This window comes from Desulforamulus aquiferis (assembly GCF_030577015.1).
GTDB lineage: Bacteria > Bacillota > Desulfotomaculia > Desulfotomaculales > Desulfotomaculaceae > Desulfotomaculum > Desulfotomaculum aquiferis.
Genome location: NZ_JARPTC010000006.1, coordinates 82,547 through 102,061, shown reverse-complemented (window position 1 = coordinate 102,061; position 19,515 = coordinate 82,547). Strand labels below are relative to the sequence as shown.

Here is a 19,515-nt window from a genome sequence, read left to right as displayed (position 1 = left end):
CCAAGTTAATTTAGTTGCCTAAAAATCCTTCTAATAATTTTGTCATAGGTTTAAATATCGCCTCCACCAGATCAGTGGGGTTGGGAACTTCCAGATTAAGCACATAACCATAACTGTAAAAGATACCAACTCCCATTATTGATAGATAGGCAATCATCTCCTTCCAATTTTTTCTTTTAAGCAAAGGACTAATTTGAAGGTAGATTACTCCCGAAAAAAACAATGTAAGCAACACCACCGAGCCTGTCATTTATCATCTTCCCCTTTGACCTTCTCTGCAGGTTTATTGATAAGTCCAATACGACTTATCTTGGAATCAACCTCCACATTCACAGCTAGGTCGGGATAATAGCTATACCAATCACCCTTGATTTCCCTCCACAAACCTGGATTTCTTGCATGAATAATTCTGCCAAAGCCAAAAATGTCTGAGTTGTATTGTCTGGCCTTATCCAAGGCCATAAACACTTCCCTCTTCACTTCCTCCCCCTGTAAATACTCTATCAGCTTTATAACCTCAGGCTTGCTGAAATCCAATTTTGCCTGACTTTCCCCTATATTGGACTCTACCCTAATCTTAATGTTTATTTGAATACTACCCTCCTGCACTTCAGATTTAACCTGAGAACCGGCATTAATAATTTCTAGGGATATTAATTGACCATCTTCCTCAAAGGTAATAATCCCTCCATCAACCCGGTTCTTAACCCATAAAAGCCCCCTGCTTTCCTGCTCATTAAGCCATCCTACCATCTTACCATTTTTGAACACGGCAGTATCGGCAATGCGCATGTCTGCTGTGCGGGGCCTCTGGGGTGAGGCAGTAGCTGCAGGATTCATCTCCTTAGGTATGTTTTCTAACATTACACCTGCAGTAAAGGGCTCATTGCCTGGCTCTGAAAACATTTCTATAAAATCTCCCATGCGGTTGGGGGCATAAAAGGAACTCTTATCAAGATGCTCAATAATGCCTCCTAGGAATTGTCCCTTACTGGTTTTTATTGGTAAATCACCTTTAATAATCTCGTCAAGTTCACCTTTTTTAGCAACAAGCAACCAGGTGCTCCGGCGAACTTCCTCATTCCTTTCAAAAAAATCAATTACTGGCTCAACCCCCTTAGTTGTGGCCAACTCTTCGGAAAAAATAATTACCTGGGTATGGGCAAAAAATAATCTATAGGCGGCCTCCATGGAAAGTCTGCTAATGGCGTCGAATATTGTTCTGCCACTTCCTGTGTGAACGTGAAAAGGTGGTTCTCCACCCCCCCCCATTCCGTCTCCTCCTGCAGTAACGCCCCTCACATTTACCTCGGCACAGATTATTTTAACCTTATCATCTCCATCCTGATCAATCCCCACAGCCATAACTAACCCCAATCTTTCAGGCTCTGTGAGATCCCAACAGCCTTGAACAAATATACCTGCAAGCAGAAACAGCACTATCACTGCTTTCTTCATCATTTCTCACCTCCACTCCCTGGAGGGTGCGGCTTTTGCATAGCAGCCATGCGCTGAGAATTGCTGGTAAGCTGAGAAGGGCGTTTGGTTTGTGACCATTTGGGTGCCCTTATAAAGGTATCTTTAAAATCACTGGGCTTAAAGGGTGATATTGGTGACATATAGGGCACTCCGAAACTCCTTAATGAAAACAAATGCAGCAGTATAATTATCAATCCTGTCATAACTCCATACAAACCGAGAAAGGCTGCTAAAAACATTAAGGGAAATCTCAGGGTTCTTACTGCTAAGGAAATATTATATTGAGGTATTGTAAAGTTAGCAATACCAGTCACTGCCACCACAATAACCATCAGCGGCGAAACCAGGGATGCCTGAACGGCGGCCTGCCCTATAACCAAGGCTCCTACAATACTTACTGCCTGGCCAACCGGCCTAGGCAAACGCACCCCCGCCTCCCTAAGCAGTTCAAAGGCAAACTCCATCAGCAGTGCCTCCAAAAAGGCTGGCAGCGGTACACCTAGACGGGCGGCCATTATGCTAACCAGCAGTTGGGTAGGTATCATTTCCTGATGATAGTTCGTAATTGCTATGTATGCTGCCGGGAGCAAAAGTGCCATAACAAAGGCCATGTATCTTATAACCCTTACTAAGGTAGCAAAGGTATATCTATTATAGTGATCCTCGGCAGCTTGCAGTAAAGAAAATAACTCTCCCGGCGCTATTAGAACCATAGGGGTATTATCGGTAATGATTATTACCCTGCCCTCCAAGATTGCGGCAACTGCACGGTCGGGTCTTTCGGTAATACCTACCTGGGGGAAGGGCGAGTAAGGGTCATCCTGTATCAATTCCTCAATATATCCACTCTCAAGCAAGCCATCAATCTCGATCTTGCTTAAGCGATCCTGGACTTCTTTTACCAATTCAGGTGAACAAACACCCTTAATATAAGCTACACATACTTTCGTTCTGGTTACACTGCCAATTTTCATTGATTCAAAAACCAGATTGGGGCTTAAAACCCTTCGTCTGATTAAGGAAATATTGATGCTTAGAGACTCAATAAAGGAATCCCTTGGCCCTCTGACAACTGGCTCAGAATCTGGTTCTGCAATATCTCTACTTTTGTAACCCTTAGAGCTTATTAATAGACCTTGCTCCATGCCCTCAACTAATACTAAAATTTCCCCAATTAATAAACCATCCATTAGTTCCTTAAAATTATTTATTTCCTTTAATTCTGCCCGGGTAATAAGATTTCCTACGCGCAATTGCCTCGCAATTTCCGGACCAGTGTGAAGTCCCGAGCTATATGCTTCAAGTACCATGGGCCTGATAATATGTTGATCTAAAATGGCGGGATCAATTAAATTATCAAAATACAGTACTACTGCCGGTACTATTTCACTTCTGCCCAGACTAATCCTTCTAGTAACCAGGTCAATATTTGCTCCAACAATCCCTTTAACCAATTCAAGATTTTTTTCAACAGACTTGGTAAAGGTTATTTGATTTAATTCGTCTTCCGAATAAACCTTTGCTGAATCCTGCCTATTATCTTGGCTCAGCTTACCCTCGGGCAAGGATTTTCCTCTTCTTTTTTTCCCGAGTCTTTTAAGATAGCTAATCATCCTTTGCCCTCCCCTCTGCCTTAAGATTTACAAAAACTAGCAGTAGACTGGTTAGGAAAAAGTTTACAAAATTTATAGACACTGGAAATACCTGGCTGGAGAACTCTATAAGTTCTGCTATATTACCCCAGGACACAAGGGCTAAGCTTGTTAGCAATACAGCTCCGGGTATTATCAGTAGCCTATAGGACGAAATATTAAACAATTGGGCAAAGGCCAGGGTACCTGCGAAAAAAAAGGTAGCCAATTTAAAGATCATTCCTGCAACCCACACAGCCATAAATAAAACATCAACCCTTTCAAGGGCCTGAAGAGTTTCAAACCTTACATTACGGGCCATGGAAAAAGTAGGAATCACCATTCTAGAAGCTGATTCAGCCCCAAAAAGACCAATCACCCCCACAGTTATTAGCAGCATACATAAAAATACCGCTGCTACAGCACAAACAGTAATATGGGTAGCCTTCTTCTTATCTGCCAAAAAAGGTGCTAACATCAATATTACTGCACATTCCCCAAACCAGCTTCCCGGTGAAAGGGAGCCAAGAATAATCTTTTCTGGGGCTGTGGCAAGTATTGGCTTAAAATTTTCAAAATCAATATTGAACCAGACAAATAAAACAATTACTGAGATGCTTGCCAGAAAAAAAATGGTAATCACCGCATTTGTCCGACAAAGGGTTTCAAGCCCTAAATATAGTGCATAGGAGGCAATCATGACTAATATTATGAGATGTACCCATAGGGGAGTTTTAGTCATATAGCCGGTGGTCATTACCTCTGCGAACTGCCTTAACACATAGTACCCTACATAGTAAAAATAAAAGGAATAGATAAACCCTACTAATTTGCCCACATAGGGACCTAATAATCTTGGGGCATACTCAATTACAGTTTGGGAGGGAAATTTCATTGCCAAGCTTGAAGAAACCACAGCCACCAATAGTCCAAAAACAAGGGCTAAAATCAATGAAGCCCAGCCATCCGGCCCAGCACTTTGGGCCGTTATTGACGGAACAAACAAAATAGCCGTAGGTAGTATTAACATAATAATGTAAGCAGTGGCCTGCCAGGAGGAAATACGAATATGTGAACTAATTCTAAACTCCCCCCCTAGGCTGCTTTTTCAAAATTGCTACCAGGAGAAGAAGTGCCGGGATAAAAAGCTCAAAGGTCATAGCCATTCCAGGCCAAGTATTTGTTAAAAATTCCATGGTTCCGCTTAGTTCCACAAAAAGTATAATAGGCAGCACTGTAAATACTAGTGCTACTGGAAAGATGAAGGTATTACCCTGTCCATTGGTTAACTTTTTTACCGTTATAACCACAATGTAAAAAAGAATAATAATTTTAAAGAGGGTTGCCGAATACCAAAAGGTCATGATCAAGGAATCCAGTCCCCTAATCCCCCCAACCTCAAACATTCGAATAATCTCAAATATGGGAAAGGTTATATTGGCAGCCTGTTGTGGTCCAAAGTAGGCAATAGAAAGGGAACCCAATAATAGGATCAAGGCTACAAACCATATTGAAAGTACCATTGTTCTTCCTATTTTCTTTATATTTTGTATATGATGGGAAAGAAACAGAAGGATCATACTTTCCCCTAACCATCCCGTGACCCTTAGTGAACCCTGATATATGGGAATAAAGCCTTGATCAAAAATAGGTAGAAAACGACTCATCTCTAAATCACCATAAACAACAAATATTAGTATTACCCTAACGAAAATGCCTATGGGGAATGCCGCCTCAATAACCCTGGCAACCACCTCAATACCAAGAAATACAGCATAAGCTGCAGCTATGGTCTGTAATAGTGCAAGAATGATTTCCGGTGTCTGCATAAAGAATACGGTTTTGCTTATTTGATTTATTTCCCCTATTATTGCGGCTGATATATAGATTAGAAAAAGTAAATAAAGTACCGTAAGTAAATTGCCCAGGTATGGCCCAAGCAAAATCCTTGCATATTCCGGGAAAAACTTGCCGGGGAACCTTTGGACCAACCTGGCTTGAATTAGCACTATTACACTGGCAAATATGGCAGCTAATATAACAGAAAGCCAGGAATCACGGCCGGCAAGAATTGCTGTCATTGTGGGTAATAATATATCGGCAGTGGAGGAAATAAAGATGATTACAATAAATGCAAACTGCCGATTCGATATAGTTTTCATATATCACCATCACAGTCCAATATTATGGTTATCTTTACCCGAAGTGGTATTTATATTCAAAAACAAAAAGGCCGGTATTGGTATTACCGACCTTTTTGTTATAAGTCTTTATTCTTATAGATTTTTATAGATAGAATAAGGGATGCCGTCAGCATACATATTATTAGTCCAATTACTAAAATTAAAATCTGCCCATCTGTATAGGTCTGAAAATAACTCTTTATACCCTGGGCCCAGGCCGCTTCCCGATTCACAAATAAATAATTCACAACACTGGTTATGCCAAAGAAAAAACTAAAAAACAAAAGAAAATTTAAAATCCTGGACTTCTGATAACCAAATTTAAAGAAGCAGGGCAGATAGATACAATTTATAATGCATATGGACAATAAACCTCCTATAAAGCCTTCCAGTGATACTGGAGAATACTTTATTGGTAAACCAGTTAGATAAATAACAGTTGTTGTCAATACATAAGCAATAGTTCCCATAACAACATAAACAAAAATTGAAATATACTTTGCTATGACGATACTTGTTCTTTTTAAGGGTAGACTATTAAGCATAAGGTCAGACCTGTTTTTTTCATCATAGGCACAGGAGGTCATAACTAACATATAGGTTAGTGCAGTTATAGCCGTTGCATACATAACAAATCCAGTACCTTGCATGGCAATAATAAAGAAAATAACATAGGCAATACTTAGGGCTATTATCTTTTTCTGAATTAACAGGTCTTTTAATATCAAATAATACATATCTTAATACCCCCTTGTATAATAAAGCAGGATATCTTCTAGAGTTGGCTTTTCAACCAAAACTTTATGCTTCTCAAATACTTTACTTGCCTTTTGTCGATCCTTTACTAATCCTTCAAAGCCATACTGATGCTCCTTAATGCCAATAAAATTATTTCTAACTTCTTTATCCAATAAATCCTTGCCCCCCTTAACCATACCATGGTAGTCCAAAAGTTCATCCTTAGGTGTACTGAAGATAATTTCCCCTTCATTGATAAGGGTAATATAATCTGCTATTTTATCTAAATCAGAAGTAATATGGGTAGAAAGAAATATACCTTTATTCTCATCTTGAATTAAATAGGTTAGTATCTCCAGCAATTCATTTCTAACAACCGGATCTAACCCGGAGGTTGGCTCATCCATGATCAGAAGGTCAGCCTGGTGGGAAAGTGCTATGGCTAAGGAAAATTTCATCTTCATTCCTTTGGATAAGTCTTTGATTTTCTTTTTACGGGGCAAATTAAAATCTACTAAATATTTAGCAAAGGTGTGTTCATCCCAATTCCTATAAAAGGGGGCAACAATCTTCTTCATCTCCTGGATGTTTAGCTCTTCATAGTAATGATTTTCGTCAAAAACAAAACCAATTCTATCTTTAATAGCAAGCTCCTTCTGAATGTTATCCATTCCGAAGAGTTTAATTTCTCCACTATCCCTTTTTATCAAATTTAAGATTAGCTTTATGGTTGTGCTCTTTCCGGCACCGTTAGGACCAATAAAGCCCATGATATATCCCCTGGGCATAGTAAAACTAATATCCTTCAGGCCAAATCCCGGATATTTTTTGCAAAGATTTTTCACTTCTAGAATAGGCTCCACTTTTTACTCCTCCTCATAAAGCAGACTGAGCATTTCCTGTAATTGCCCGAGGGATATCTGAATAGATTTTGCTGCAGTCACTGCTTCAACAAGTTTCTCTTCGACAACCTTAATTCTTTTTTCATGCAGCAGCTCTTTGTTTTCAGCAGCGACATAGGACCCTTTGCCTGGAACAGTTACAATAAACCCTTCCTTTTCTAATTCATCATAGGCACGCTTGGTAGTAATCACACTAATCTGTAGTTCCTTGGCCAAATTTCTAATGGAAGGTAAAGGTTCCGCTTCCCTAAGTTCACCCTTCATTATTAACTCTTTAATTTGAGAAGTGATTTGCTCATAAATTGGTTGATTGGATGAGTTGGCTATGACAATCTTCATTCAATTAACATCCCCTCTAGCCACCGAACTTACTGTCTATATACAATATATACAGTTATAACAGTTTTGTCAACCTCAAAAGCAAAAAACCCCCGAATGGAGGTTTTTAGATAGTACTTACTCAATAATACTACTTGTCCTTAAACTCTTCATATAATTTGATAAAGACCCCCAGCAAATCCACCGATGCGTTAATAAGGGCCTGGGCATTTTCCGATGTACAGCCCTGGGATAACTTTTCTGCTGCAATATGAACCCTTTGGTGCGGCTCATCTACCTCTGTAAATGCTTTAATATGACTGTATTCTTTCCTATTTGCTTCATACCATTTGCCAAAATTACATTCGGTGTAGCTTGCAACCCTATTGCCTTGCCCCGCTTCATTCATAACCTTTCTTAAAAAATTGGCATGGTCTACTAAGCGGGCAGCTAAAACCGTGCCCATGGATTGACTGTCGGATATTACCAAGGCAGGCGTCAATACTTTGCAAAGATTATCGGCCTCATGCCTTAATAATTTACCTATGGTTTCTGTATTCTTTGATATGTTTTCAGCCACTGCAGATAGATTTTCTGCTACCGCTGTCTGTTGTTGGGCTGCACTGGATATAGCCTCCAGCATTCCCGCACATTCATCTACTTGCCGCGAGCCTTTCCTTATGGTATCAGCTACCTCTTCAGAACTATCTATATACTGAGTAAAGGAATCCTTGACACTACTAACATTTTGACCAGTAACATTGGCCTTCTCATTCATTTCAGTAGCTATTTGAGCTACGTTGCCCACCGCGCCCTTAGTCTTGTCTGCTAATTTCCTTACCTCATCGGCCACCACGGCAAAGCCACGTCCCTGTTCCCCTGCCCTTGCTGCCTCGATTGCAGCATTTAAGGCCAATAGATTAGTCTGGTCAGCAATGTCGGATATGGATTGACTAATGTCATTGATAAAAACAATCTGGCTACTCAATTGGTTGGCATTGCTAACCATTTCATTAAGGGTTAGATTTGTTTCGCCCTGCAGCTTAGCTAGAAATTCAATCTTTTTGACATTATCCTCTGAGCTGGTGGCAGTTTCCTGCATATGGGAATTAATTTCTTGAATGGAGGATGAGACTTCTTCTGTTGTGGCGGCCATTTCTTCACTCATGGAGGCCAACTCAGATGTATTGTGTGTGATTTCTTGAACGGCCAGCATTGCTCTAAAGGAAATTAATTCTGTATGGGTTAGTGAGAAGATGTTCAATGCATTACTAAAATCAGCATAACTTTGAAAGCTTTTTGACGTTATCCCCACCTTTTTAGAAGAAGAAAAAAATTTAGGTAACATTTCTTGCTGCTCCTCCCGTTATTCATATCATCCAAAGTAAAATTACGGTATATCACACCTCCTAAAAAAATTATAATCAGTCTACCATTCCCAGGTTCCTTAATACTTCGATAAACTTTTCTGGATTAATAGGTTTCTCCGCATAGGCATCACAGCCAATATCAAAGGCCCTTTGTACAATTTGTGTTTCTGCCAGGGCCGTAGTCATGACAATCTTAGCCCGCCCTTCCAAGGGAAATCCTTTTTGATTTTCTAAATCCCTAATTGCCTTTAGCACCTTTACCCCGTCTACCTTGGGCATAATAATATCAAGGCATATTAAATCATAGGGTTTCTCATCCTTCACAGCGATAAGATAGGCATCTAATGCTTCAAGTCCATCAACTACAAGATCACACTCACCATATCGTGAAAGGAGCTTAAACAAAAACTCTCTACTTACAAAATCATCCTCGGCGATCAACATCCTCATTATAGAGTCCCCCTGGTTGTTAAATAATCGCTGGCCATTGGTAGCTCTATCTTTATAATTAACTAGTTTTTCGGAAACAAGTCCTTTCTCTTTAGGGTAAATACAAAATCTATAGTAATAAGGACATCACTAAAAAGCTTGGAGTATTGTTTCAAGGGTTGAGACAACCCTCTCTCTTAAAGGAAAGTTGCGGTTATTTATTCTCCATTTCAAAACTAGGGTGCTATATGACCCATAGATTATTTCAGAGAGGCTTTCACTATTAACATATGCGGCTATCTCTCCTGCCCCCTGGGCTTTATCAAGCATATCTTTGATAAAACCTATTCGATTATTAAATATTTCCTTAACTTTACCTTCTAATTGAGGATCATATCGTAAAACATCATAGGATTGATCAATTGCTGTTATCGCTGGGTAATTTTCATAGTAGGTAGCAAAAGATTTCATAAAAAAAACTATTGCTGCAGAGGGGCTCATCTTTTTTATTTTAGTTGATTGAATAATATCCTCATCATATTGAGAAAAATGGTCCAACACCGCTAAAAGCAATTCATTTTTGTTCTTAAAATGTTTAAATAATGCACCTTCGGACATTCCCTGTCTTTTAGAGATCTCTCTGGTTGACAATCCTTGTATCCCTAATTCATCTATTATTTCAACAGCAGTAATGATAATACTAAGTTTTCGATGTATTAATACTGATGTCATACTATCCCCCAGACTTCTAACAGGTCTCTGCCAATTTTTTTCTCAAAATGTTCCTAGCACTGTTGAGTCTAGATTTGACGGTACCGATGGAACAGCCCTCTAGTCTAGAAATCTCTAAATATGTAAAACCCAGATACTCTCGAAGTAAAATCACTTTTCTTTGTTGCTCCGATAAGGTTTCGACTTTTTTTAGGATGCATTTTGCTGATTCTTTAATGATTGCTTTCTCATCTGGTAACGGAAGTCTACAGATGCATCTGTCTAAGAAATAATTATTTTCTGCCATATATTCAATTGATAAAGGTATTTTCTTTCTTTGCTTTTTCCTCAATTCATCTAGACAAGCATTTTTAGCAATATTCAAAACCCAATACTTGATACTAGCTTCTTTCTTTATTAAAGAAAGATTATTATAAATTTTTATCCACACTTCCTGAGAAAGATCCTCTGCATCGTGTGGATTCTTCAGATAACGCAAGGCCAGGGAGTACACTTGATTCTGATATAAGAGCACAATTCCATGAAAGATATCTTTTTCTATGTGATTATGTTGGTTGATTAAATAGATATTCATTACTTATACAACCTCCCTCGCCCCTTATTCGGTAAGTAATCGTTCGCTTACCCATATGCTGATTATCTATGGAATATTTACCAATGTCAATATTCTATTTATTTATGGAAATTATTACATTTTTCGACAATTAAGTAATAGAAAAACCACCCTTGGTTCAATTTGCATTGAAGGGTGGTTTCTTCCATTATAACACTTTAAAAATATCGCTGCTGACTTATCCTTGGAGCTACCCTTGTTACAACGGTGGCCAGTTCTGCCCAGCTAACTTGTTGCTGGGGATTGAATAAACCGTCCTTATCACCTACAAAGATACCCATGGCATTGGCTATGGCAATATGATTTCTATAGGGGTGATCCATTGGTATGTCACTGAAGGGAACCTCTATTTTTAGAGGTAAATTGGCCATTTCTTTATAGCCGACACAATGAACCAGCCAAACGGCTAATTGCTCCCTAGTTAAAGAATCTTCCGGTCTTAAATCTCCCTGATTTTCAATAATGCCCATATCCACTGCCCGCTTGAAGATTTGAATATCCTTATCATTGGGCTGTACATCATTGAAATTGAGATTTTGAATGCCTTCATTATAGTAACGGCTTAGGGAAGTCAAAATTCGCAAGGAATCCCGGCGATTAATTTTATTGTCCGGATCAAAATCCTTTACCGGCAGTTGTCCGTTTTCGGCTAATATTCTGAGAGGTCCCTGTGCCCAGTGATTTTCAAAGGGTGCGAGATTATCATTAACATTTTCCCTGGATAATAGCTTGCCGTTAACAGCATCAATACCACTACCAAAATTATTGTAATTATAGACTAGTTGTGCATTCCCCGTTGGTCGGTAATTTTTATCCCGGGTATAGGTATAACTAAGCTCAAAGGACTGATTTTCCCTAAAAAGCTTATCCGCCTCATCAGGACTAATGATACTGTCTAGCTTGGGAATGCTTACCGGCAAGGCCCTAGAATGAAAATTCACTAGTTTTCCGCTATAACGGTCAATCCCAACATAGATGGAGCTCCAATCACAGGGAACACCATTATAGAGGCGTACAAAGCTAAATGTATAAGGCTCTGATTCATTAATTTGATTATTGCTTTCTTGTAAAATTACCGGATATGTTATCCCCAGTTCTTTCTGTACAAATTTCTCCGCAGTATTTCGGGCCTGTTCATAGCTTATGGCATTCTCCGACTTGCCAATGCTTCCTCTAGGCCAAATATTAAATTGACCAATTCTCCCGGAACTACTATCAATGGATATGCTAACATCCCTATCCGCAGAAGATATTTCGCCATCACTTGCTTCTATACGATAGCTCCAATAATCTATGCGATATCCTGGTCCAGATTCACTGCCACCACCTGAACGCACTACTTTACCTGTGTATCCAAGCTTTTTAAAAAATTCTTCGGCAATACTTTGTCCCTTTTCAATGGTTAATGTCTGACTACTTTGGGATTCCGCAGTTATTGCCCTACCCCCAATTTCGGGGACGAAGGTTTGCTTATAAAGCTTTGCTTCTGAAAATTCCTTGCTGCTACCATTATAGTCAACGGGTTTTCCTGTCACAGCATCAAAGAAGTAGGTATTACTATTAATTTTGTACACTAACTTTGCGGTCTGATTAACATTATTATTAGATTCATTAATATATGTAGGATACAAACCCAGCTTATCTGCCACTAAATTGGTTAATTCCTCTGGCTTGATTAGCTTATCACCGGGAGCAGGAAAGGTTACGTTATTATTCCAGTTAAAATTAAAATTAGTTATTTTTGCGGAAATGCCATCAACAGCAACGGTTATTCCATCCTCACGTACAGGTATCCCGTTAACTACACGGGACCAATGGAAATTATACCCTAAATTCAGACCTGAACCCAGGTAGTAATTGGATGAGTTATTCTCATTAAGTTTGAGCTGGCTAATAACCCCTGGCTGCACTTTTCTAATAAAATTATAAGCAATTTCTTGGGCCTGTTCACGGTCAATCACCTGCTGGCCACCCGTATTCTCTTCCTGGTCATGACAATAATAACTAATTAATGACCCATTAGATGCATTTAACTCAATGCTAAAGTGCATATAACGACCATTGCTTAGGGGTCTATCTGCCCTTAAATACCAAATCCCTACACCCCTGTAATCATCCTCCTGGTAATCTGCCACCAGTTGATAATCCTTGACGATATCTGGCAGCAACTTTCTAGCTGCCTCAATGGCCTCCTGCTGATTGGCAATACGCGGTTCTGAGGCTAATGCTGTTCCGTTGAACATCAAAACCAGCAATATCCCCATAACTAGAGAAAAAAGCTTTTTATACATGACAAATCCCCCCTTGACTTAAATTTACTAAATATATATGACTGTGTAATTATGATTTCGTAACAGCTTTAGGCAAATTTTTCCTAAAATTATGCCTTTAACATAATTAGTCATAAACAAGTATTACCCTCTCTACTATTTCAAGAGGGGCTAGCATCTAATGAACGATGCTAGCCCCAGCGCTGCCTTGACTAAAATTTGATTTAATTGTTATTCTACAATTAATCAAAAACTCCTGCCATATTTTTGACCATTTAGGGACAGGCGATAAGCCTGCGGGACCAAAGACACTCTGCACAGGAAGGATTGTTTCCCCAGCAGTCGGATTCGTTAGTGTCGGTGTAGGAACAGCCGTCTAAGTACTTGCAATCACTGCAGGAGGGAAACCTAAACTCCTTAAGTTTATTTCTGAAGTTTACATAGGCAGGGTCAATCCATATATCCCCCAAGGTGCTTTCATTGACATTTCCCAGGTAGAAGGGTAAGATCTCCTTTTTGCGTCCGTAAATAAAGCAGTGGTATGAATGCATCAGGGCATAACAGGGAGCCACTTCTCCCCGGAAGGTTATGGTTGCAGCCTTATCCTCTACAAACTTACACTGACGATCTGTGCGTATCTTCATGTATGGCATCTGCGCCAGCAAATCAACTAAAATGGTATCTTTACCATGATTGATCAAGGTATCATCCAGGTCATATAGTATTTCATCCTTCATTTCTTCATTATAAGGAAGAACATTTGTAACTATAACTTTACGGGCCTTTAAATCAAGGGATAGGCGAATAAGCTTAGTCAACTTGTGAAAATTTTTCTTCATGGCCACAAACTCAATACCAAGCTCCGGCAGCTTGCTTTGCGCTGCTTCTTTAATGCTGTTGAGGGCCCTAATGTTAGCTACGACCGGGGAAATATCAGTCTGACGTATCTCATTGTATTCTTCCTCGTCCGGTCCATCCAAGGATATAAATATACCATCTAAGGGCAATTTAACCAGCTTTTCAATATTCTCGGCATTCAGAAATGAGCCGTTGGTAATCATTTCAATACGAAGGCCTTGGTCCTTTACGGCCTTCAGCATATCAAAAATCCGAGGGTGACTCATTGGTTCACCAAAACCGCCAAAATGTACACACTCTAAATTTGGCAGTTCCTTTAATTGTTGCAGGAGCTTCTCGAAGGTAGCCCACTCCATCATACCCATCTCGTCCTGCCAGGAATTACGGATACAAGTGGTGCAGCTAAAGTTGCATAGGGTTGTAACTTCAATATAAATTTTCTTTAAATCACGGCGCAGGGGAATAATTTTATAGCCTTCTTCCGTTGGCAATAACAGAGCTTCGGTAGCACTTTGATCTGCGGGCAGCAATAAATTTTCATTCATTTTTATTATACTTCCACCAGTCAAATTTTCCTTGGATTGAATGTTAATCTTTTTCATGGATGTCCTCCCCTACGTCTGCTAAATAAATATTTAAGAATATTATAACATTTTAGTACTTATTATTTCAATTAACTAAATGTTACGAATAAGCTTCAAAAGTGCAATTGTTCACATTCCCTAAGGTAAAGCAAGTATTTATAATTTTAATACGTTAAAAGGCCAGCATCATTTCTGAATGCTGGCCTTTTATTAGATCTAATATTTACTTAATGTCCGTTTGGATTCTGAAATGCCGGGTGATGGGGATTAGAGACGCTAAAGTGGTTTGTCCCGGGCCTAGATAAATTAAAGTACAAACGGGCGTCTGAGTCTACACCCCAATCCTTGTTCGAACCTGTGTTTTGAACCTTGTTAAGGGCTTGGCGGAACAGGGTATTGTGTGCTTCCTCACGGTTCAACAAAAAGTCGATGGTATGACGTACATATCTATCATTGATTTGTCGGTATAAATACTCATAAACAACTTTAGCCCTTTGTTCAGCTGCAATGTTTGAAAGAATATCAGCAGCCAGATCCCCTGTTACATTTACATAAGCTGCTGTCCAAGGAAAACCTGAGGCATTAACCAGCATAGGGGAAAGACCCGACAGTACCTGACTTTCAACATGTCCCGCTTGAACAGTGGAACCTGCCACATCATGCCCATTAAGAAGATTTATGGTAGTTGCCACCATTTCCATATGGCTCAGTTCCTCGGCACCAATATCCAAAAATAAGTCTTTTATCTCCGGGTCCTTAATTCTGAAGCTTTGGGAGATGTACTGCATGGCAGCCTTCAACTCTCCCTGGGGACCTCCTAACTGTTCCGATAATAGTGCGGCATAGGTTGGATTTGGCCTTTCTACCCTTACATTCTCCAATAATCTTTTATCATGTAAAAACATCTTTGTTCTTCCTCCTTTCATTATGATTTAACATCTCCAAGAAAGGGGGATTATATAAAACTATTATTAAAGATTGACTTATATTATTAGACTATCTATTAATTAACATCACAACAGGTAGATTTAATTCCCTTTATCAATTCTTTTTCTACCATAGAGAGATGGTGACGGCTTGACCATATTATATCGATTGTAATATCTAAGGAAACATCACTAATAGGAATTACTACCAGCTCATTAAACTTAGCGTATTCTTCGGCCATAAAATTAGGTATAAAGGAGACACAATCCCTGTGTAACAAAATTTTCTCCAGCATCTCTAGATTATCTACCCTAAACAGCACATTAATATCTCCATATTTCTTTAATAGACTGGATATTCCACAGTTGGTAACATATTCTGTATTATATAACACAACGGGCTGGGCCAGAGCTTCTTCTAATGTTAGTGTTTCTTTATTAGCAATGGAATTGTTCTTGCCTGTAATTAATACTAGCTCATCCACGAAAAGATCCCTGAGGTTAATGTCCTTCGCCTGCAAAAGCTCCTCTGACTTCAGAATTATACCAAAGTCAGCCTTACCCGATTGAATATCCCTCAATATGTTGTTTGACTCACCTACTTTTATGAAAATATCTACCTTTGGATGGTTGTATTTAAAATTTGTAAGTACCTCAGGCATGATGGTTAGATTAACACCAGGTTCCACGGCCATTGAAATATTGCCCTTCAGCTCCATGTTATTAATTTTTGCGATCTGCTTTATTTCTTCAACACTTTCAATAATATCCTTTGCCTTTTCAATAATGGTTTCTCCAATCTCTGTTGGATAGACTCCTTGATTTGTCCTTTTTAACAATAGGACTCCTAGCTCATCCTCTAATTTGCTAATGGAGGCACTAAGAGCAGGTTGTGAAATATGCGCCCGCTCTGCTGCCAGTGATATTGTCTTAGATCGATATATCTCAACAAGATAATATAGTTGTTCTAAACGCATTCCATCACCTCAATTTTTCTTGGCTTATATTTTTAAACAGTATACTATATACCTAAAATCAGGGGTAGAGTAAGTTGTTCTTTTATTCATTTAGCTGCAAACTTTAACCTATTCAATTTCGTACATTATTATTCCAAATAACTGATAAAACCTCCTGACTTGCCAGGAGGTTTTATCATATATCTATTATAGAGTGAATTTTTCCACCAATTTATTTAGGTTATTTGCCATCAAATTAAGTTGTTCATTGGCAGCAGATATTTCTTCCATGGCAGCGGTTTGTTCCTCGGCGGTTGCCGAAACGTTTTGTATCCCAGCTGCAACTTGTTCAGAGGCAGCTGCAACACTGTGAATTTGTTTTACCAGTGCTTCGATAGAAGTTGTAATACCTTTAAAACTATTGCCTACTTCCTCAACCACCAAAACTCCCTCACTAACTTGTCTCCGTCCCTCCAACATTGCTGCAACAGCCTTTTCGGACCCTAACTGTACCCCACCGATTAATTCAGTGATATCCTTTGCAGCACTGGCAGATTGTTCAGCCAGCTTCCTAACTTCTTCAGCCACTACTGCAAAGCCACGTCCCTGGTCCCCTGCACGGGCTGCTTCGATGGCAGCATTAAGGGCAAGCAGGTTAGTCTGTTCTGCAATACTGGTGATTAAGTCTACAAATTTGTTGACATGGGTTAAAGTCTTAGCCAATTCTTCTACTACATTTGTAGCATCATTATTTGAATGGGAAATCGAATCCATTTGAGCAGTAATTCTTTCTACACCTTTAAAGCCTTGTTCCGCTTCTTTGGAAACCTGGTCTGACAAATTAGCCGCTTGACTTACATTTGTTGCTACTTGATCAATAGTTATTGCAATCTCACTAACCGTGGCTGCGGTGGCAGAGGATCCTTCCGATGTTTGTTGTGATTGCTCTGCCAACTGCTTGGCTGACTTGGTTAAATCCGCCGAGGAACCATACAACCCCTCTATTACCTCTTTCAGGTTATCCCTCATTTTGTTTAGGGAATCAATTAAGACGCCATTTTCATTATTTTCTTTAATCTTAATTGACTCTACCTTTAGATTGCCGTTAGCAATTTCCTGGGCAAACTCTGCCGATGCAGTTATTGGTTTTGTAATTTTGTTGGAAAGCACTACAGCGATTATTGATATAAGTATTATAATTATTACAAACAAACCTACAAACTTTATGGCCATGCCTGTAAACTTTTCCATCAAATCTGACTTTTCCACAATAGAGATAAATTTCCAGCCAGTCTCATTGGATGTGTAAGTATTTACATAACAATCCTTTCCGTCAATTTTAGTTTCAAAATCCCCCGAATCCATTGTAAGAGCAGTAGTTAATTTTTCGTTGTTAAGTTCATTTATTTCTTTCCCATTCATTTCCGGTTTTTTGGGATGGGCAATAATTGTTCCATCACCATCTGTTAATATTATGTATCCCGTTTTTTCTATCTTGATATCCTTAATCATATTTGTGATGCTTTCTAAACTTACATCTAAACCCTGAACTCCGATAACTTGTCCGGCATTATCAGTAATAGTTGTAACTGTGCTTACCAAAAACACGTTGTCTGCCGGAAAATGATAGGGCTTTGTTCTCGCTACCTGTCCTACATTTTCCATACCAGTTTTAAAAAAAAGCTTGCCCCTGGGATCATATTGGCTCATTATTTTACCATCTGGCCATTGGGTGTAGCCTCCATGAATTGTTGCCAAATATACGTAGGCAGTCTTAGGATGTGATTCTGCAAAATTAGCATAGAAATCATAAATATTTTTCTCCACCCCACTGCTTAATGAAGGTGTCATTTGGATAAGACCATCTGGCCCTCCTTCTACATCCATATATGCTGTTACCGAGGTATCCGCACTTTTAACTGTGTCACTCATTGACAGAAATAGACAGTTTTCATTTATGCCTTGAAAGAATATATTGATGGCGTTATTAACCTGTTCAATTTGTTCGTCAGTACTTTTAATGAACTCCTGTTTAACAATACTAGAAGCGTATTGCCCAAAATAAAGACTCGATATAATTGTAGGAATCAATGCTACGCTTAATAAGAGGACTAATAACCTGTTTTTAATTGAAAAAAAGTTTTTCATGGTTGATAATACCCCTTCCTACTGCCATAAACTTTTAATTTTTACCAAGTTAGGCTGTCTATGGATCATTCGACATATTATGACATTTTCCTGCAAAAGAAACCAAAAGCCCCTTTTTTGGACTTTTGGTTTCTTTTGTTTCATCAGTAAGTTACTTCATTCACTTTTAATTTAGATTATAAAAACCACTAGCTTTGTTGTAAAATACATTGTGCTTATACCCGGTATAAGTGATAATTTTCCATATGCAAATTAATTTCAAGAATCTACCTATTGGTTAGGATCGCCTGTTTTGCTGGCGGCTTTCTAGCTTGCAGGATTATCACTCCTGATATAATGAAAAACGCCCCAAATAACTGCAATACCGTAAGTCTTTCCCCTAATATCAAAAAGGCCAACATAATTGTTATGGCAGGTTCTATTGTACTAACTATAGCCGATTTGCTAGCCCCTAAAATGGCTATTCCCCTCAGGTAAAAAACAGCCGGAATTACAGAGCATAATACTGCTGTTCCTAGCCCCACCAACCAGGCAGATAGATCTAAGCTGCTTGTAATTAAACCCATGGGAGGATAAACTAAGGCAGTTGCTATACTGCACACCACCATAACGTAAATAGAAATAGTTATTGGTTCCAACCGGGAGGTCAAATATTGGCCATTTATAATATATAAAGCATATACTAAGGCCGCACCCAGACCATACATTACACCCTGCCAACTTAGCTGCAGTTGATCATTGACTATATTTACTACCATTAGGCACCCAATAAAGGATAAAACCAACGCAGTAATTTTTCTTAGATCAATTTTCTCCTTTAGAAAAAAGGTGGTTATGATGACAACTATGGTTGGATAAGCATAAAGCATAATGCTGGCCATGGATGCCGCCAAATACTTTATGGCCGATGTATAACAATAGGCACATCCAAAAAATAATAGGCCCTGCACAATCAATCTTGTGAATTGGCCCTTCATACTGGCATAATTATTTCTTACTATAAAAAATCTTATGGCAATCAGAATAATACTGGCAATAAAAAAGCGTAAGGTCAAAAGAATATCAATTGTCATATTAAGTTGATAGCCAATTTTAATAAGTATTGGCAGTGTGGCATAACCAATGGTGGACAAAATTATGAAATAATAGCCATTAAGCAAGCCTATACCCCCAGGATTAATCTAAGTAAACTCAGGAAGCACTGGCATGCTTTACCTTGCTTAATAGATCAATCATTCTCTCCAGTCTTTTACGGTAGTTTTTGACCCTTTGGTTGTTTTTACCGTAATTACTTGACATATCCGTAAGCCGTTGGTTTCCTACCTCTATACGGAGTTCCAAAAGTTGTATGTCTGATGCTCTCATTCTTTATCACCTC

General features: G+C 38.9%; 19 protein-coding genes. All 19 read right to left on the bottom strand.

Annotated elements, in window-relative coordinates:
• Positions 1 to 10: 10 nt before the first annotated feature.
• Positions 11 to 250 carry a hypothetical protein gene (locus P6N53_RS05295; RefSeq protein WP_304541709.1) on the bottom strand — a complete coding sequence of 80 codons (240 nt, stop codon included), beginning with the start codon at positions 248 to 250 and terminating at the stop codon, positions 11 to 13.
• The gene (locus P6N53_RS05290; RefSeq protein WP_304541708.1) at positions 247 to 1,461 is read right to left on the bottom strand and encodes a Ger(x)C family spore germination protein; all 1,215 of its coding nucleotides are present in this window, start codon (positions 1,459 to 1,461) and stop codon (positions 247 to 249) included. The genes P6N53_RS05295 and P6N53_RS05290 overlap by 4 nt, the downstream gene beginning before the upstream one ends.
• Positions 1,458 to 3,092, bottom strand: coding sequence for a spore germination protein (locus P6N53_RS05285; protein WP_304541707.1), 1,635 nt, complete (start codon positions 3,090 to 3,092; stop codon positions 1,458 to 1,460). Before P6N53_RS05285 ends, P6N53_RS05290 begins: the two co-directional genes overlap by 4 nt.
• Entirely contained in the window at positions 3,085 to 4,173 is a 1,089-nt protein-coding gene (locus tag P6N53_RS05280) for a GerAB/ArcD/ProY family transporter (protein WP_304541738.1), read from the bottom strand. The genes P6N53_RS05285 and P6N53_RS05280 overlap by 8 nt, the downstream gene beginning before the upstream one ends.
• Before the next feature lie 19 nt (positions 4,174 to 4,192).
• A complete protein-coding gene (locus P6N53_RS05275; protein ID WP_304541706.1) occupies positions 4,193 to 5,272 on the bottom strand; it encodes a GerAB/ArcD/ProY family transporter in 1,080 nt (359 codons plus the stop codon).
• A gap of 98 nt (positions 5,273 to 5,370) precedes the next feature.
• Positions 5,371 to 6,030: an ABC-2 transporter permease gene (locus tag P6N53_RS05270; RefSeq protein WP_304541705.1), complete on the bottom strand. Its 660-nt coding sequence runs from the start codon at positions 6,028 to 6,030 to the stop codon at positions 5,371 to 5,373.
• A gap of 3 nt (positions 6,031 to 6,033) precedes the next feature.
• The gene (locus P6N53_RS05265) at positions 6,034 to 6,894 is read right to left on the bottom strand and encodes an ABC transporter ATP-binding protein (protein WP_304541703.1); all 861 of its coding nucleotides are present in this window, start codon (positions 6,892 to 6,894) and stop codon (positions 6,034 to 6,036) included.
• A 3-nt stretch (positions 6,895 to 6,897) separates the two neighbouring features.
• Positions 6,898 to 7,272 carry a GntR family transcriptional regulator gene (locus tag P6N53_RS05260; protein WP_304541702.1) on the bottom strand — a complete coding sequence of 125 codons (375 nt, stop codon included), beginning with the start codon at positions 7,270 to 7,272 and terminating at the stop codon, positions 6,898 to 6,900.
• Positions 7,273 to 7,402: 130 nt separating this feature from the next.
• A complete protein-coding gene (locus tag P6N53_RS05255) occupies positions 7,403 to 8,599 on the bottom strand; it encodes a methyl-accepting chemotaxis protein (protein ID WP_304541701.1) in 1,197 nt (398 codons plus the stop codon).
• A gap of 76 nt (positions 8,600 to 8,675) precedes the next feature.
• Complete coding sequence (locus tag P6N53_RS05250; protein ID WP_304541700.1) at positions 8,676 to 9,071, bottom strand: response regulator; 396 nt, start codon at positions 9,069 to 9,071, stop codon at positions 8,676 to 8,678.
• Positions 9,072 to 9,200: 129 nt separating this feature from the next.
• On the bottom strand, positions 9,201 to 9,782 hold the full coding sequence (locus P6N53_RS05245) for a TetR/AcrR family transcriptional regulator (protein ID WP_304541699.1): 582 nt from the start codon (positions 9,780 to 9,782) through the stop codon (positions 9,201 to 9,203).
• Between the two features lie 16 nt (positions 9,783 to 9,798).
• On the bottom strand, positions 9,799 to 10,356 hold the full coding sequence (locus tag P6N53_RS05240; protein ID WP_304541697.1) for an RNA polymerase sigma factor: 558 nt from the start codon (positions 10,354 to 10,356) through the stop codon (positions 9,799 to 9,801).
• Positions 10,357 to 10,553: 197 nt separating this feature from the next.
• The gene (locus P6N53_RS05235; RefSeq protein ID WP_304541695.1) at positions 10,554 to 12,686 is read right to left on the bottom strand and encodes a YcdB/YcdC domain-containing protein; all 2,133 of its coding nucleotides are present in this window, start codon (positions 12,684 to 12,686) and stop codon (positions 10,554 to 10,556) included.
• Between the two features lie 254 nt (positions 12,687 to 12,940).
• A complete protein-coding gene (locus P6N53_RS05230) occupies positions 12,941 to 14,125 on the bottom strand; it encodes a tungsten cofactor oxidoreductase radical SAM maturase (protein ID WP_304541694.1) in 1,185 nt (394 codons plus the stop codon).
• A gap of 209 nt (positions 14,126 to 14,334) precedes the next feature.
• Positions 14,335 to 15,012, bottom strand: coding sequence for a manganese catalase family protein (locus P6N53_RS05225; protein WP_304541693.1), 678 nt, complete (start codon positions 15,010 to 15,012; stop codon positions 14,335 to 14,337).
• 98 nt (positions 15,013 to 15,110) lie between these two features.
• Positions 15,111 to 16,010, bottom strand: coding sequence for a LysR family transcriptional regulator (locus P6N53_RS05220; RefSeq protein WP_304541692.1), 900 nt, complete (start codon positions 16,008 to 16,010; stop codon positions 15,111 to 15,113).
• 186 nt (positions 16,011 to 16,196) lie between these two features.
• Positions 16,197 to 18,137: a methyl-accepting chemotaxis protein gene (locus P6N53_RS05215; protein WP_304541691.1), complete on the bottom strand. Its 1,941-nt coding sequence runs from the start codon at positions 18,135 to 18,137 to the stop codon at positions 16,197 to 16,199.
• Between the two features lie 266 nt (positions 18,138 to 18,403).
• A complete protein-coding gene (locus tag P6N53_RS05210) occupies positions 18,404 to 19,297 on the bottom strand; it encodes a DMT family transporter (RefSeq protein WP_304541690.1) in 894 nt (297 codons plus the stop codon).
• 31 nt (positions 19,298 to 19,328) lie between these two features.
• Entirely contained in the window at positions 19,329 to 19,502 is a 174-nt protein-coding gene (locus tag P6N53_RS05205) for a hypothetical protein (RefSeq protein ID WP_304541689.1), read from the bottom strand.
• Between the last annotated feature and the right edge of the window lie 13 nt (positions 19,503 to 19,515).